This is a genomic window from Micromonospora sp. NPDC005215 (assembly GCF_040607915.1).
Classification (GTDB): domain Bacteria; phylum Actinomycetota; class Actinomycetes; order Mycobacteriales; family Micromonosporaceae; genus Micromonospora.
The window spans coordinates 67,988-83,119 of record NZ_JBEXHQ010000031.1; the positions used below are offsets into that span (position 1 = coordinate 67,988).

Annotated in this window: 14 protein-coding genes; 3 read left to right on the forward strand and 11 right to left on the reverse strand. The window is 69.5% G+C overall.

The genetic code is table 11. The annotated features are described in order from the left end of the window. Positions 1 to 17 precede the first annotated feature (17 nt). The 7 genes from ABZU25_RS22590 to ABZU25_RS22620 form a co-directional block, all read right to left on the reverse strand. Positions 18 to 1,022, reverse strand: coding sequence for a multicopper oxidase domain-containing protein (locus ABZU25_RS22590; protein WP_355031340.1), 1,005 nt, complete (start codon positions 1,020 to 1,022; stop codon positions 18 to 20). Between the two features lie 373 nt (positions 1,023 to 1,395). Beyond that, on the reverse strand, positions 1,396 to 2,235 hold the full coding sequence (locus tag ABZU25_RS22595) for an amino acid ABC transporter ATP-binding protein (protein WP_355031341.1): 840 nt from the start codon (positions 2,233 to 2,235) through the stop codon (positions 1,396 to 1,398). Between the two features lie 5 nt (positions 2,236 to 2,240). After that, positions 2,241 to 3,035, reverse strand: a complete 795-nt coding sequence (locus tag ABZU25_RS22600; RefSeq protein WP_355031342.1) for an amino acid ABC transporter permease — start codon at positions 3,033 to 3,035, stop codon at positions 2,241 to 2,243. A 76-nt stretch (positions 3,036 to 3,111) separates the two neighbouring features. Further along, positions 3,112 to 3,930, reverse strand: coding sequence for a basic amino acid ABC transporter substrate-binding protein (locus tag ABZU25_RS22605; protein WP_355031343.1), 819 nt, complete (start codon positions 3,928 to 3,930; stop codon positions 3,112 to 3,114). A 173-nt stretch (positions 3,931 to 4,103) separates the two neighbouring features. Next, positions 4,104 to 4,781, reverse strand: coding sequence for a hypothetical protein (locus ABZU25_RS22610; protein ID WP_355031344.1), 678 nt, complete (start codon positions 4,779 to 4,781; stop codon positions 4,104 to 4,106). Positions 4,782 to 4,937: 156 nt separating this feature from the next. After that, positions 4,938 to 7,214, reverse strand: a complete 2,277-nt coding sequence (katG, locus tag ABZU25_RS22615) for a catalase/peroxidase HPI (protein WP_355031345.1) — start codon at positions 7,212 to 7,214, stop codon at positions 4,938 to 4,940. Next, complete coding sequence (locus ABZU25_RS22620) at positions 7,211 to 7,666, reverse strand: Fur family transcriptional regulator (protein ID WP_355031346.1); 456 nt, start codon at positions 7,664 to 7,666, stop codon at positions 7,211 to 7,213. Before ABZU25_RS22620 ends, katG begins: the two co-directional genes overlap by 4 nt. A gap of 196 nt (positions 7,667 to 7,862) precedes the next feature. On the opposite strand from ABZU25_RS22620, the gene ABZU25_RS22625 reads away from it, so the two are divergent. The 3 genes from ABZU25_RS22625 to ABZU25_RS22635 all read left to right on the forward strand — a co-directional run bounded on the left by ABZU25_RS22625 (position 7,863) and on the right by ABZU25_RS22635 (position 10,871). Next, positions 7,863 to 8,270: a YciI family protein gene (locus ABZU25_RS22625; RefSeq protein WP_355031352.1), complete on the forward strand. Its 408-nt coding sequence runs from the start codon at positions 7,863 to 7,865 to the stop codon at positions 8,268 to 8,270. After that, positions 8,267 to 9,409, forward strand: coding sequence for a sigma-70 family RNA polymerase sigma factor (locus ABZU25_RS22630; RefSeq protein ID WP_355031347.1), 1,143 nt, complete (start codon positions 8,267 to 8,269; stop codon positions 9,407 to 9,409). The genes ABZU25_RS22625 and ABZU25_RS22630 overlap by 4 nt, the downstream gene beginning before the upstream one ends. Before the next feature lie 421 nt (positions 9,410 to 9,830). Continuing rightward, a complete protein-coding gene (locus ABZU25_RS22635) occupies positions 9,831 to 10,871 on the forward strand; it encodes a glycoside hydrolase family 11 protein (protein WP_355031348.1) in 1,041 nt (346 codons plus the stop codon). Positions 10,872 to 10,933: 62 nt separating this feature from the next. Here the strand turns inward: ABZU25_RS22635 and ABZU25_RS22640 are convergent, their stop codons facing one another. The 4 genes from ABZU25_RS22640 to ABZU25_RS22655 all read right to left on the reverse strand — a co-directional run bounded on the left by ABZU25_RS22640 (position 10,934) and on the right by ABZU25_RS22655 (position 14,938). Further along, complete coding sequence (locus ABZU25_RS22640; protein WP_355031349.1) at positions 10,934 to 12,379, reverse strand: protein kinase; 1,446 nt, start codon at positions 12,377 to 12,379, stop codon at positions 10,934 to 10,936. Between the two features lie 106 nt (positions 12,380 to 12,485). After that, on the reverse strand, positions 12,486 to 13,379 hold the full coding sequence (locus tag ABZU25_RS22645) for an SGNH/GDSL hydrolase family protein (RefSeq protein ID WP_355031350.1): 894 nt from the start codon (positions 13,377 to 13,379) through the stop codon (positions 12,486 to 12,488). A gap of 191 nt (positions 13,380 to 13,570) precedes the next feature. After that, on the reverse strand, positions 13,571 to 14,185 hold the full coding sequence (locus tag ABZU25_RS22650; RefSeq protein ID WP_355031351.1) for a dihydrofolate reductase family protein: 615 nt from the start codon (positions 14,183 to 14,185) through the stop codon (positions 13,571 to 13,573). A gap of 333 nt (positions 14,186 to 14,518) precedes the next feature. Further along, positions 14,519 to 14,938: a VOC family protein gene (locus ABZU25_RS22655; protein ID WP_355031353.1), complete on the reverse strand. Its 420-nt coding sequence runs from the start codon at positions 14,936 to 14,938 to the stop codon at positions 14,519 to 14,521. Positions 14,939 to 15,132 lie beyond the last annotated feature (194 nt).

Consider the following 15,132-nt stretch of genomic DNA (forward strand, 5'->3'; position numbering starts at 1 on the left):
CCCCACTTTCGGTTGGGTCAGCTTCCGTGCGTGTGGATGTGGCCCTGGAACCGGTGGATTGCCTCCTCGGCGCCCGGCGGCATGCTGCCGTCGGCGTTGCGCACCAGGAAGATCCCGGCCATGCCGCCGTCGGAGTGGGTCTGCACGTGGCAGTGGTACATCCACGCCCCGGGTCCGACACCCTCCCCGGCCAGCACCTGGAAGCCGAACGAGCTGCCCGGATTGAGGTCCTTGTTGTCGATGACCAGGCTCGGGTCGCTCGGTCCCTCCAGCATCCCGGTGCGGTTGTCCGCCCAGCGGTGGGCATGCAGGTGGAAGGTGTGGAACAGGTTGCCGTGCCCGATGGCGATCCACTCCACCCGCTGGCCCAGGTTCGCCTCGAACATGGGCGTCTCCGGTGCCATCCGGTTGTTGATCATCATGTCGTGGAACACGACGGTGAACTGCTTCTCCGGCAGGATGTCGCCCCGTCGGCGGACGATCAGCGCGCCGTACAGTCCCTTGGCCACCCCGGCGGTGCCGTGGTCGGTGCCCATGGCGTGGTCGTGGTAGTGCCAGTAGCCGGCGCTGCCCGGCATGAACCGCCGGCCCGCCGCCGCGAACATCTCCCGCGAGCGCCAGACGTACGTCCGCGTCTCGCCGGGATTGTTGAACGAGGCGTTCAACGGGCTGCCGTCCGAGTCGGTGCTGTAGTCGACCCCGTGCGGATGGATGGAGAGCCGCTGGTTCGTGGTGTTGACCAGGGTGATCTCCAGGGTGTCGCCCTCGTACATCTCCAGGAGCGGACCCGGCACGGTGGCCTGGCCGGGTGCCAGGCCGTAGCCGAACAGGCCGCCGGGCAACTGCTCGGCGTAGATGGTGACCTTCTTCGTGACGCCGGCGGCGGCCTGTGCGGGGCTACCCCCGAACGCGGTGCCGATCGCGGGGGCGGCCGCGCCCAGCGCACCGGCGGCGAGCGCCCCGGTGGCGATCAGGGATCTGCGGGACAGGTGACGATGGGAGCCAACGGCGTGATCGTCCATGGGTCTCCGTTCCCGACCGGGCGAAGACGCGACGAGGGCAGGGTGCAACGACCGCCGAGCACGGGGCGGCAGCACGACTGAGGTGAGGCTCGTCGCGGACTTTGCTCCGGAAGACTCAGAGCTTTCGGTGGATGTCTGCAACTTATGTAGTCCATCGACAAAAGTCCAGGTCTGATTGCAAAAAGATTACCTTGACATCACGACGTCCTTCGATTGACATGATCCTGACACACAGTCCGTCGGCCGGTCCGGCCAGGTCTTCCGGGCCGACTCACGCCCGGGGAGGCCGCCCATCCGGCGGGTGGGCGCACAGACGACGCCGGGCTGCCTCAGCGATGAGGCAGCCCGGCGGACAGACGTACGGGAGGGATCGTCAGAGTTGGTGGCGGTCGTCGGCCGGCAGTCCCGGCGCCGGCGGCGGGACCGGCGACTGGTCGGGTTGACCGAGCTGCGCGACACGGGTCGGGTCGAGGACCCGGGCGAGGAACGCGCGGGTCCGTTCGTGCGTCGGGTTGCCGAGCACCTCCCGCGGCGGCCCCTGCTCGACCACCACGCCCCCGTCCATGAACACGACCCGGTCGGCGACCTCACGGGCGAACGCCATCTCGTGCGTCACCACCATCATCGTCATGCCGTCCTCGGCCAGCTTGCGCATGACGGTGAGCACGTCGCCGACCAACTCCGGGTCGAGCGCGGAGGTCGGCTCGTCGAAGAGCATCAGCTTCGGCTCCATCGACAGTGACCGGGCGATCGCCGCCCGCTGCTGCTGCCCACCGGAGAGCTGCGCCGGGAACGCGTCGGCCTTGTCGGACAGCCCGACGCGGTCCAGGTTGGCCCGAGCGACGCGCTCGGCCTCGGCCCGGCCGCGCCGCAGCACCCGGCGCTGGGCGATGGTGAGGTTGTTCAGCACGGTCAGGTGCGGGAAGAGGTTGAACGCCTGGAAGACCATGCCGATGCCACGGCGCACCGCGTCGATCTCGACGTCCGGGTCGGTCATCTCGACCCCGTTGACCCAGATTTTGCCAGCCGTCGGCTCCTCCAACAGGTCGACGCAGCGCAGCAACGTCGACTTACCGGACCCGGACGGCCCGATCACGCAGACCACCTCGCCCTGGCCGACCTCGAAGTCGATGCCCCTGAGCACCTCAAGGGACCCGAAGGACTTGTGCAGGTCGCGAATCTCGACGGCCGGGCGGGGTGCAGTGCTCGTCATGCGGGTCACCGGGCCTTGGCGTAGCGGAGTTCGAGGCGGCGTACCACCTGGGACAGGGGCAGGGTGATGATCAGGTAGGCGAGACCGGCCACCAGCAGCGGGGTGGCGTTCACCCGGTCGTTCAGCATGTCCCGACCGAACTTGGTGACCTCGATGGTCTGCGCCGTCACACCCAGCACGTACGCCAGCGACGAGTCCTTGGTGAGGAGGATGAGTTCGTTCGTCAGCGGCGGGATCACGATCCGGAACGCCTGCGGGATGACGATCGTGCGCATGGCGGTGAAGTGCGACATGCCGAGGGTGCGGGCCGCCTCCATCTGCCCCTTCGGCACGGCCTGGATGCCGGCCCGGATGGTCTCCGCCATGTACGCCGCGGCGGTCAGGCCGAGACCGATCGCGATCGAGCCGAACACCCCGCCCGGAATCTCCCGCTCCGGAAAGGCGATGGGAATTCCGTACCCGACGAGGAAGAGCACCAGCAGCGCGGGCAGCCCCCGGAACAGCTCGATGTACGCCGTCGCCAGCCAGCGGTACGGCGCCACCCGGGACAGCCGCATCAGCGCGAGGATGGTGCCGAACACGAGACCGAAGGCGAACGCGCCAAGCGTGTAGAGAATCGTGTTGCGCAGCGCGACGGTGATGATCGTCGGGAACATCGACTTGATGATGTCGACGCGGAAGAACGCGTCGGCCAACCTGTCCCAGTCCGCGGCGAAGAGCACCGCGGCGATGATGGCGATGAAGACCAGGTACTGGAGCCCGAGGGACAACCGCTCCCGCTGGCGGCGTCGCAGCTTCACGTTCGCTCGTTGCCTTCCCGGAGGTTACCGACGCGCAGGGCGCGCGAGACGCGCGCCCTGCTGTTGGGAGCTTCGATCACGCGCTCGGCCGCTTGCCGATCCACTTCTCGTAGATCGTGTCGTAGGTGCCGTCCTGCTTGGCCTTGGCCAGCGCCTCGTTGATCCTCTTGAGCAGTTCCGGGTTGCCGTCCTTCTTCACCGAGAAGCCGTACTGCTCGCCGGTGTCGAACTCGGCGGCCACCTGGAAACCACCCGGGTTCTTCTTGAGGTACTCGCTCCAGACCGGCAGGTCGTTGATGGCGGCCTCGATCTGGCCGTTGGCGACGGCCTGCTGTTCGGCGGCGAGGTCCTCGAACTCGACGAGTCGCAGACCCTTCTCCGCCTCGAACTTCCGGGCGTAGTCCCGGCCGGTCGTGGCCGCCTGGACGCCGAGCTTCTTGCCCCTGAGGTCGTCGAGCGACTTGTACGGCTTGCCGGTCTTCACCAGCATCGCCTGGGTGGCGTCGAAGTACGGGTCGGAGAAGTTCATCACCTTCTGCCGCTCGGCGGTGATCGTCATGCCGGCGGCTGCCGCGTCGCACTTGCCGGTGTTCAGGTCCTGACCGGACTTGATCCCCTCGAACGGGGTGTCGATGATCGTCTGCTGGACGCCCAGGTCCTTGGCCACCAGGTCCATGATCTCGACGTCGAAGCCGGTCACCTTGCCACTGGCGTCCTTGGACTGGAACGGCGGGTACGGCAGGTGGGTGCAGACGGTCAGCTTGCCCGCCTCGACCAGCTTGACCCCGCTCGCCTGGACCTCGCCGTCGTCCTTCTTGGCGCATCCCGCCGTCACGGCGAGGGCGGCGATCGCCACGACGAGTCCGGCCTGCCGAACAGCGCTCTGGAACCTCACGGCTGTGTCCCTCCGGTTCGGCTCACCGGTCACCGGAAGCCAGGTTGGTGCTGAGACTTGAGACAGGCGACGGTACCTGATTCAGCGAGCAGGTCCCAGATCGCGCCGGGTCACTCGACCGGTGGACCAGCGTCGGCCGTTGGAGAATCCGACACTCAGGCAGCAATGGGGCGTCAGCCGCCGGTGCCCTCGGCCGCCCCGTCCGGTGTGAAGGCCGCCCCCTCGGGATCTGTGCTGAGAAACACGTGTTGGTGGCCGTGGCCGGCATCGACGCTGACCTGGTCGAGCTGGGTCGCCGCGACCGACCAGCTCGTGACGGCCTCGGCCGCCTGCCGGGCGGTGACGTCCAGCAGTGCCGCGCGCTGTGCCGCCGGCACGCTGGCGGCCAGAGCGTAGGCGTCGACGGCCAGGGCCGCCTGCTGGATCGCTCCGCGCAGCCCGCCTCGCGCCACGTTCGTGGCGGTGCTCCCCGAGGGCGGATCAGCGAAGGGCTCGGCCGCCTGGCGCAGGCTCTCCTGCCACCGCCGGGCCTGCTCCGGATCCGGCGCTCGGCCGGCTGACGTGTCCGCCTTGAGGGCGGTGAGGATGGGAGTGATCTGGGCGCTGACCCGGCGGGCCGTCTCCGTCAGCTCCAGAATCTGCTGAGCGTCCCGCTTCACCTCGGCCTGTTTGATGGACGCGATGGACGCCTCGGTGGCGTCCGGTCGGCCCACCTGATAGCCGATCAGCCCGCCCACCAGGGCGGTGACCAGTGCGATCGCCCCGGTGACCGCCACCAGGCGCGCGATGCGGCGACGACGTACATCGGCCTTGTCCGACAGATAGGAAGGCCGGCCGGTGCGACGCGCCATCGCATCTCCTCACATCGATGGTGTGTGGGGCCACAGGTTAGCCGCCACACGTGACGCCCGTCGATAGCGCCGCCGGCATCGCGGTGGCTCCGCAGAGCCCGACGAGCCCCGGTCGATCGTTGCCGGATCGACCGGGGCTCGTCGGTGTCGCGCTGATCAGGCGATGTCGAACCGGTCCAGCTCCATGACCTTGGTCCAGGCGGTCACGAAGTCGGCCACGAACTTGTCGCGGGCGTCCTGGCTGGCGTAGACCTCCGCGAGGGCGCGCAGCTGCGAGTTGGAGCCGAAGATGAGGTCGACCGCGGTGGCGGTCCACTTCACCTCGTCGGTGGCCAGGTCGCGGATCTCGTACACGTGCTCGTCGGACTTCGACGTGCTCCACCGGGTGCCCGGCGAGAGCAGGTTGGCGAAGAAGTCGTTGGTGAGCACGCCCGGCCGGTCGGTGAGGACGCCGTGCTGGCTGCCGCCGGTGTTGGCGCCGAGCGACCGCAGACCGCCGACGAGGACCGTCATCTCCGGCGCGGTCAGGTTGAGCATGTAGGCGCGGTCGATGAGGAGCACCTCCGGCTGGGTCTTCTCACCCGGACGCAGGTAGTTGCGGAAACCGTCGGCCCGCGGCTCCAGGACCCGGAACGACTCGGTGTCGGTCTGCTCCTGGGTGGCGTCGGTGCGGCCCGCCCGGAACGGCACTGTCACCTCGACGCCGGCGTCACGCGCCGCCTTCTCGACGGCGGCCGACCCGGCCAGCACGATCAGGTCGGCGAGCGAGATGCGCGCCCCACCCGCCGAGTTGAACTCCCGCTGGATGCCCTCCAGGGCGGTCAGGACGGTCGCCAGCTGCTCGGGCTGGTTGACCTCCCAGCTGCGCTGCGGCTCCAGGCGGATCCGCGCCCCGTTGGCACCGCCACGCTTGTCGGTGTGCCGGAAGGTCGCGGCGGACGCCCAGGCGGTGGAGACCAGCTGGGCGGTCGTCAGACCGGACTGGAGAACCTTGTCCTTGAGGGCGGCGATGTCGGCGTCACCCACGAGCTCGTGGTCCACGGCCGGCACCGGGTCCTGCCACAACTGCGGTTCCGCCACCCACGGCCCGAGGAAACGCTCGATCGGGCCCATGTCCCGGTGCAGCAGCTTGTACCACGCCTTGGCGAAGGCCAACGCGAACTGGTCGGGGTTCTCCAGGAAACGGCGCGAGATCTTCTCGTACGCCGGGTCGACGCGCAGCGACAGGTCGGTCGTGAGCATCGTCGGCCGGTACTTCTTCGCCGGGTCGAACGGGTCCGGGATGATCGCCTCGGCGTCCTTGGCGACCCACTGCTTCGCGCCACCCGGGCTGGTGGTGAGCTCCCACTCGTAGCCGAACAGGATCTCGAAGAAGCGGTTGCTCCACTGCGTCGGCACGTCGGTCCACGTCACCTCGAGACCACTGGTGATCGTGTCGGCGCCCTTGCCGCTGCCGTGGGTGCTCAGCCAGCCCAGACCCTGCGCCTCCAGCGGGGCCCCCTCGGGCTCCGGGCCCACGTGGTTGTCGGCGACACCGGCACCGTGGGTCTTGCCGAAGGTGTGACCACCGGCGATGAGGGCGACGGTCTCCTCGTCGTTCATCGCCATCCGACCGAAGGTCTCGCGGATGAAGTGCGCCGCCGCGGCCGGGTCCGCGTTGCCGCGCGGGCCCTCCGGGTTGACGTAGATGAGACCCATCTCGGTCGACCCGACGCCGGCCGCCATCTCCTTCTCGGAGGCGTAGCGCTCATCGCCGAGCCAGGTGTCCTCCGGGCCCCAGAAGATCTCCTCGGGCTCCCAGACGTCCTCGCGACCGAAGCCGAAGCCGAAGGTCTTGAAGCCCATCGACTCCAGGGACACGTTGCCGGCGAGCACGAGCAGGTCGGCCCAGGAGATCTTCTGGCCGTACTTCTGCTTGACCGGCCACAGCAGCCGCCGGGCCTTGTCCAGGTTGGCGTTGTCCGGCCAGCTGTTGAGCGGCGCGAAACGCTGACCGCCGTCGCCGGCCCCACCGCGACCGTCCTCGATGCGGTACGTGCCGGCGGCGTGCCAGCTCATCCGGATCATCAGGCCGCCGTAGTGGCCGAAGTCGGCCGGCCACCACTCCTGCGAGGTGGTGAGCACCTCGACGATGTCCCGCTTGAGGGCCTCGACGTCGAGTGTGGCGAACTCCTTGGCGTAGCTGAAGTTCTCCCCCAACGGGTTGCCCTTGGACGAGTGGGCGTGCAACACCGAGAGGTCGAGCTGGTTGGGCCACCAGTCCCGGTTGGTGCGCGGACGACCGCCGGTCTTCGGGGTCGGCGAGTCGATCGCCGGGTTCTCGCTCTCGCTGCCGTGCGCGGTCACCGAGTCGTGCGCGACCGGGCAACCGGAGGCTGCCTTCTGGTCCACGCCCTGCGCACTGGTGGGGCCGTTGTCCTGCGTGTCGCTCATGTACTTCCTTCCGAGCTTGCGGATCTCTGGGGCGTGCGTTCGGTCGCGCAGCCGGGACAGATGCCCCAGTAGACGACCTCCGCCTCATCGATCACGAAACCGTGATCGACCGAGGCGGTGAGACAGGGGGCGTGACCGACGGCGCACTCGACGTCGGCGATCGCGCCGCAGCAGCGGCACACGACATGGTGGTGGTTGTCCGCGACCCGGGACTCGTAGCGGGCGGTCGCGCCGGCCGGCTGGATACGCCGCACCAGACCAGCGTCGGTGAGCACACGCAGCACGTCGTACACCGCTTGGTGGGAAACCGCGGGGTGATCCGCCCGGACCAGCGCGATCACCGCGTCGGTGCCGACGTGCGGATGGTCGCGCAACGCCGCGAGCACCGCCAGTCGGGGCCGGGTCACGCGCAGCGAGGCGGCCCGCAGTTGCGCCTCGAAGTCGGACATCACCCGGCGAACACTAGCTCACTTTTCTGGAACGAATCAAGTTTCGGCCGGTTTCCGCGCCGCCGTGTCGACCGGTTTCCTGCGCGCCGCGCAGCGAGAGTAAAAATAATCTGGGCGGCCATGTCGAGAACCGGCGACCAGCTCCGTCCCCGGGGTGAACGTGGCCACGAACGGCCGCACCCGCACCGAGGAGAACACCATGGCGAAGTACCTGCTGCTCAAGCACTACCGCGGCGCCCCGGCCGCGGTCAACGACGTACCCATGGACCAGTGGACGCCGCAGGAGATCTCGGCGCACATCGCGTACATGAACGACTTCGCGGCACGGCTCGAGAAGACCGGCGAGTTCGTCGACGGTCAGGCACTCGCCCCCGACGGGGTGTTCGTCAGGTACGACGGTGAGGGCCGCCCGCCGGTCACCGACGGCCCGTTCGCCGAGACCAAGGACCTCATCGCCGGCTGGATGGTGATCGACGTCGACAGCTACGAACGCGCCGTCGAGCTTGCCGGGGAGTTGTCCGCCGCCCCCGGCAAGGGCGGGAAGCCGATCCACGAGTGGCTCGAGCTGCGCCCGTTCCTGACCGAGCCACCCACCATCACGGAGTGAACGAGGCGCTGATCCGGAGCCTCACGCCGAGCGTGCTCGGCGTCCTCGTCCGCCGCGGAGCCGACTTCGCGGCGGCCGAGGACGCCGTACAGGACGCACTGGTCGAGGCGGTCCGCGTCTGGTCCGCCGACCCGCCACGGGACCCGAAGGGCTGGCTGGTCGCCGTGGCCTGGCGTCGGTTCCTCGACGCGACCCGGGCAGACGCGGCCCGCCGCCGACGTGAGGACCGCGTCGACGAGGAGCCGCCGCCCGGCCCCACGCCCGCGGTGGACGACACGCTCCAGCTCTACTTCCTGTGCGCCCACCCGTCGCTGACGCCGTCGTCCGCTGTCGCGCTCACGCTGCGCGCCGTCGGCGGGCTGACCACCCGCCAGATCGCCCAGGCCTACCTGGTACCGGAGGCGACAATGGCGCAGCGCATCAGCCGGGCCAAGCGCACGGTCTCCGGAGTGCGGTTCGACCAACCCGGTGACGTCGCCACCGTGCTGCGCGTCCTCTATCTGGTCTTCAACGAGGGCTACTCCGGCGACGTCGACCTCGCCGCCGAGGCCATCCGGCTCACCCGGCAACTCGCGGCCGCCATCGACCACCCCGAGGTGGCGGGGCTGCTCGCCCTCATGCTGCTGCACCACGCCCGGCGCGCCGCCCGCAAGGGGCCCGACGGCAACCTGGTGCCGCTGGCCGAGCAGGACCGCGGCCGATGGCACACCGCGTCGATCGCCGAGGGCGTCGAGATCCTTCAGGCGGCCCTCGCCCGCGACCGACTGGGCGAGTTCCAGGCCCAGGCCGCCATCGCGGCACTGCACGCCGACGCGCCCACCGCCGAGGAGACCGACTGGGTGCAGATCGTCGAGTGGTACGACGAACTCGCGCGGCTGACCGACAGCCCGATCGTCCGGCTCAATCGCTCGGTCGCGGTCGGCGAGGCCGACGGCCCGCGCGCCGGTCTCGCGGCGCTCGCGGCGCTGGACGACGCGCTGCCCCGCTTCACGGCGGTCGCGGCGTACCTGCACGAGCGCGACGGCAGTGTGGTGACGGCCGCACGGCTGTACGCCGAGGCGGCCCGGAAGGCGTCCAACCTGGCCGAGCGCGACCACCTGACCCGCCAGGCCGCGCGGCTCAACGCCCTCCTGCGCTGACGGCGCCCACCTGCCCCGCACCCTCGATCCTCGGATGCTGGCGGTCCGGAAAGTATCCGGAAGTTTCCGGCCGCTGCTTCTGACGGCCTCTTCGATCATCGCGGGTCCCCCACGTGCGGCACGGCTCCTGATCGACTACTGACCTGGATAGACATCGCCCCGCAGCAGACCGTCGGTCACCGCTGGATTGCGGCCGTGTTTCCGAAAATTGTTGACAAGTTGACGACCCGGTTAATACGGTCGCCATCGACGGCGCTCAATCGCCGTCAGCACCAGTCACCGCGACCCACTCCTCCGGTCGTCGCGCAGCACGACCGGCCACCACCACGCGGTACGCCGATGGTCGTCCCAGGCCACCGACAGCCCGCGGGCCGTACCGCACTGCTGGCCCCCGCCAGCCGTCACCAGGAGGCACAGTTACATGACCGACACCAGCCACACCACACCGAGGAGGCGTGGCCGCATGCGGCTGCTCCTCGGTACCGCATGCGCCGCCGTTCTGGCGATCACCGGCACGATGACGGCCACCAACGCGTACGCCGAGGCGGATCGCACGCTGACCTCGAGCCTGACCGGCACGCACAACGGCTACTACTTCTCCTTCTGGAAGGACGGCGGCAACGCCAGCATGACGCTGCGCGAAAACGGTCGATACTCCAGCAGCTGGGACCGCAGCACCAACAACTGGGTCGGCGGCAAGGGCTGGGCCACCGGCTCCCGGCGAACGGTCAGCTACTCGGCCAACTACAACCCGGGCAACAACAACACCTACCTCGCCCTGTACGGATGGACGCGCAACCCGCTGATCGAGTACTACGTGGTGGAGAACTTCGGCAGCTACAACCCGAGCAGCGGCGCCCAGCGGATGGGCACTGTCACCACTGACGGCGGCACCTACGACATCCTGCGCAGCCAGCGGGTCAACGCGCCGTCGATCGACGGCAATCAGACGTTCTACCAGTACTGGAGCGTCCGCCAGTCGAAGCGTTCGAGTGGCACCATCACCACCGCGAACCACTTCGACGCCTGGGCCCGCGCCGGCCTGAACCTCGGCAGCAACCACGCCTACCAGATCATGGCCACCGAGGGTTACCAGAGCAGCGGCAGCTCCGACGTCACCGTCTCGGAGGGCGGCGGCGGCAGCAACCCGACCTCCGCACCCACCACCAGCAACCCGGGCACCGGCAACCCGGGCACCGGCAACTGCAGTGCGACGATCTCGGCGGGCCAGCAGTGGGGCGACCGGTTCAACCTGAACGTCGCGGTCAGCGGCGCCAGCAACTGGGTCGTCAGCCTCGGCCTCGGCGGCGGCCAGAGCATCCAGAACAGCTGGAACGCCTCCGTCAGCGGCAGCAGCGGCACCGTCACCGCGCGACCGAACGGCAGCGGCAACAACTTCGGGATCACGATCATGGCCAACGGCAACTGGAACTGGCCGACGATCACCTGCCGCACCGGCTGAGCCCAACCAACTCCTGACCCCACCGCTGGCATGGCGGCCGAGGCCGCCATGCCAGCGTGGCGTTACTGGACCTGCGGCGCGGCCGTCTCCTGCGCCGCCGACTCCTCGGCCGACGGCTCCTTGGTCGGATCCGCCGCCGGCTCCTCCGACTCCTCCTCGGGTTCCTCGGAGGAGGTCTCGGTCGGCGCAGCCGTCGGTCCACCCGCCGGCGCTGTCGTCGGGTTCGCCGGCGCGCTCTCGGACGGCGTGGGCTCGGGCGCTCCCCCGGTGCTCTCGCCGGACGGCGTCGACTGCCCCACCGACGCCGGGCTGGCCGATCCGCTGGGCGTCGGGGTCGACGACCCGGTCGCGCTGACGGGCAGGCCGGCAGAGCTGACGGTGGCCGGTTCACCGCCGCCGACGCCGGGGCCGGGGCCGGGCTCGCGTTGCCCCGGCTGCGTTGGTGACACCGTGGGGGGCGTCGACGGTTGCCCGGCCCGGCCCGGCATCATCCCGGTGGGATCGGCGAACACCAGCACGGCGGCCCCGGCGGCCAGCGACCCGAGCAGCACCGCGAGCACCTTCGGGCCAGGACCGCCCGACCGCTTCGCCGCGCGGCCGACGACCGACCGCAGGACCTCGGTACGCTCGACCGGTGCCCCGACCGGCGCTGCGACGGCGGTCCGCAGCAACTGGTCGGACGGATCCCCGAGCGTCTGCGCCGCCGTTGCCATCGCCGCCGCCGTCGGGAAGCGACGGGCGGGATCCTTGGCCATCGCTGTGGCGACGAGCCGCTGGACCTCCGCCGGCACGTCCTCGGGCAGTGGTGGCGGCTCCTCTTCGAGATGCCGCAGCGCCACCGCGACAGCGTTCTCGCCCTGATGCGGGGGCCTACCGGCGAGGCAGTGGTAGACGACGGCCCCCAGCGCGTAGATGTCGATCGCCGGCGTGGTCTCGTTCCGCACGACCTGCTCGGGCGCCATGTAGAGGGCCGTGCCGACGACCTGGTTCGTACCGGTCAGGCTCGCCGCCTCCTGGGTCACCGCGACGCCGAAGTCGACGAGCACGACATGCCCGTCCGGCTCGATGATCAGGTTGCTGGGCTTGACGTCGCGGTGCACGACTCCGGCGTCGTGTGCGGCCTGGAGCGCACTGGCGGTCTGCGCGGCGATCGACATCGTCTCGGCCGCGTCCAGCCTGCCGATTTCGGCGATCCGCTCCGACAGGGGCTGTCCCTGCACACACTCCATCACGATGTATGCGAGGGCCGGCGCGTCGGGCCCGGACACCTCGCCGTAGTCGTAAACCTGGGCGACACCCGGGTGACGCAGGGCCGCCATCGCCCGGGCCTCGCGACGGAACCGCTCGCCGAAGCCGGCGTCGGTGACCAGCCGATGTTGCAGCATCTTGACCGCCACGCAGCGGTCCAGGGTTTCGTCGACCGCCCGCCAGACGTCACCCATTCCACCGCTGGCGATGCTCTCGACCAGGCGATAACGGCCTCCGACGACTTCCCCCACAATCGGCATGACACTCTCGGTACCCCGGACCACTCGATCTCAAGCACCCTGCGATCCGCCCGCGAGCCGGCCCCACCGCCAGGGACAGGGCCGGCTCAACCGATCGCGAATATGGTCAGCTGTTCAGCCGAGCGAGCAGAGCGGTGGCCATGCCCTGCTCACCCCGGGCGTTGGGATGGAAGGGGGCGGCCGAGTTCTGTGGCACCAGCCCCTCGATCCACCGGGTGCCGCTGCTCCTGCACGCGTCGCGCCCGACGGACGGTGCGTAGACGTCCGCGTAGGTGGCGCCGTTGGCGGTCGCGGTGCTCGCCAACATCGCGTTTAGCGACTTTTCGATGCCGCGCAGGTACGGCACGTCCTGGTAGGCGATCGGAACGACAGGCCAGCAGCCGTAACCGGTGTCCGGCAGAATCGCCGGGTACCCGAGGACCACGACCCGCGCGCCCGGCGCGGCCCGGCGGACCGCCTGCAACACGGCGGTCACCTTCGGCGTGGCGGCGACGATCCGCGCCTGCAACTGGTCGACACCCCCGGCGGTGTAGCGGTTCTTGCACGGCGACCCGAGCGGGCTGCTGAGGCTTGCCTGCGCACAGTCGCCGATGATGCCGGAGAAGCCGATGTCGTTGCCGCCGATCTGCACCGTCACCAGGGCCGTGGTGGACGTGACCGCGCTGAGCTGCGGTGGCAGCGTGCTGCCCAACGCGCCGCTGCCACCGTAGAGGATGTCGTCGGTGGTGGCGCCGGAGCAGCTCACGTCGGCCAACGACGACGAGCCCGCGGCGGCGGCCACCAGCGAGGGATAGTTGCGGTTGGAGCGCAGGCAGTTCAGGTCGACCTGGGTGGGGATGAGCGGACCGGCGGTGTACGAGTCGCCCAGCGCGACGTACCGGCCGGCGGGGACGGCGGCGCTGGCGGGTGTGGCGACGGTGAGCAGCACGCCGGCGGCGGCCACTGTGAGTGCGGCCAACCGGGTGGCTGCCCGCAGGCGGGGCAGGCGGGGACGGGTCATGACGCCTCCCAGAGGGATCACGGGGGTGGTGGTGCCGAGATCCTGTCGCCGCCGACGCCGCACGTCAATATCGATGAACCTCACTAAATGGTGTTCCGAGGTGTGGGATGGCGCGGTAGGCGCCGTAGCCGAGGTAGACCTCTCCGTCGTCGCTCGGTCACACGGGCCTACGACGCTCCCCGCGAAGCTGGCTACTGCCCGGCCGGCACCTGGTCCTTGACGTCGTCGTAGCCGACCTTCCCGGGTGCCGCACCCGGCGCGTAGATCACGCGGAGCACGCCCGTCGGAAACGCCTCGGTGGCCAGCATCCGCAGGTGGTACGCCGTGTCACCCTCGTCGAAGAGCTTGCGTCCCTTACGCGCCGCCACCGGATGCACAAGCAGGCGCAGCTCGTCGACCAGCCCCGCGGCCAGCAACTGCTGCACGACGGAGATGGACCCGGGGATGAGGATGCCGCGCACCCCGTCATCGGCCTTGAGTGACGTGACGGCATCGACGAGATCACCGGCGATCAGCTCGGAGTTGCGCCAGGAGAACGTCAGTGGTTGGCGCGAGACGACGACCTTGCGGACGTCCCCGAGCTGCTTGGCGAACGGCGCCTCCTCCCCGCCGGCGGCCTCCCGGTCGGGCCACGCGCCGGCGAAGCTGTCGTAGGTCGCACGGCCGATGAGCAGCACGTCGGCGGTGTCATAGTCCTCGGCGACGGCGCGGCCCATGGCCTCGTCGAAGTACGGGAAGTGCCAGTCGGGGCCGATCTCGGCCACACCGTCGGCCGAGATGAACAGCGTGGAGATGACCTTTGCCATCGCGGGAATCCCTTCAGCTCAGGTGATGTCGCAGGTGGACCGGCGCATCATCCCAAACTCTCCCGCCAGCGTCCGCCCCGAGGAAGACTTCGGCGTTTCGCACTCGTGGCGGGCGGGACACCCGCTGCGTAGCGCTCAGAACCCCTGACCTGGACGAGTAATTCCTAACCTGGCTCGGCTGTGGCCAGCGGCCAGCGGCCGGCGGCCGGCGGTCACCTCCGTGGGGGCGGATGCGGTGGTGAGCGATATACCTCTGAGTCATATTCATACCTCAGAGGTATACCGCTCAACAGCACATCGAGATGGCGGGCAGCCAACGCGGATGGCGAGGGTCTAGAGGCCCTGACCGATCTCCACCAGATAGCCGTCGGGGTCGCGGAGATAGCAACGGATCTCCGTGCCGTGGTCCTTCGGTTCGGTGATGAAATCCGCACCACGGGATTTCCACTCCGTGTAGAGCTTCCGGATGTCTCGGACCCGGATATTCATCGCGCAGCTCAACGTGTTGGCGTCGACCGGAGCCTTGGCCTGCACCATCGGCTTGTCGTCCGTCGGCCCACCCTCGACGTTGATGATGATGTAGCTGTTGAAGAATTTCATGATCAGCGGGCTCGCGTCGTGGACGCACGTCGCCCCGAAGACCCGCTCGTAATACTCTCGCGACCGGTCTATGTCGCGGACGATCAGCAGGGTGGCGAGAAACATGCCGTCTTCGGGCTCGAAATAGTCGGGAGCCGGGTTGGCCAAGGTCATGGTCACCTCTTCGTCGCCTGCGTCGACAGCATGGGCGGCGACGGGCTTCCCGCCAGCATTGGGCTGAAACCTCCGAGCCGGTGCCAGGCCGGCGCACGTGTGGGCGGGGGGGGGGGTGGGCCGGCCCCCCCCCCGCGCGCGCACGCCGGGGTTTAAAAGAGTAAGGGAGGGGGGGGGGGGGGGGGAGAGGGGTG

Bases quoted from the DNA above. Each gene is read 5' to 3' on its own strand.
- ABZU25_RS22610 (WP_355031344.1), bottom strand. From the start codon at position 4,781: ATGGCGCGTCGCACCGGCCGGCCTTCCTATCTGTCGGACAAGGCCGAT.
- ABZU25_RS22650 (WP_355031351.1), bottom strand. From the start codon at position 14,185: ATGGCAAAGGTCATCTCCACGCTGTTCATCTCGGCCGACGGTGTGGCC.
- ABZU25_RS22595 (WP_355031341.1), bottom strand. From the start codon at position 2,235: ATGACGAGCACTGCACCCCGCCCGGCCGTCGAGATTCGCGACCTGCAC.
- ABZU25_RS22645 (WP_355031350.1), bottom strand. From the start codon at position 13,379: ATGACCCGTCCCCGCCTGCCCCGCCTGCGGGCAGCCACCCGGTTGGCC.
- ABZU25_RS22625 (WP_355031352.1), top strand. From the start codon at position 7,863: ATGGCGAAGTACCTGCTGCTCAAGCACTACCGCGGCGCCCCGGCCGCG.
- ABZU25_RS22640 (WP_355031349.1), bottom strand. From the start codon at position 12,379: ATGCCGATTGTGGGGGAAGTCGTCGGAGGCCGTTATCGCCTGGTCGAG.
- ABZU25_RS22655 (WP_355031353.1), bottom strand. From the start codon at position 14,938: ATGACCTTGGCCAACCCGGCTCCCGACTATTTCGAGCCCGAAGACGGC.
- ABZU25_RS22635 (WP_355031348.1), top strand. From the start codon at position 9,831: ATGACCGACACCAGCCACACCACACCGAGGAGGCGTGGCCGCATGCGG.
- ABZU25_RS22590 (WP_355031340.1), bottom strand. From the start codon at position 1,022: ATGGACGATCACGCCGTTGGCTCCCATCGTCACCTGTCCCGCAGATCC.
- katG (WP_355031345.1), bottom strand. From the start codon at position 7,214: ATGAGCGACACGCAGGACAACGGCCCCACCAGTGCGCAGGGCGTGGAC.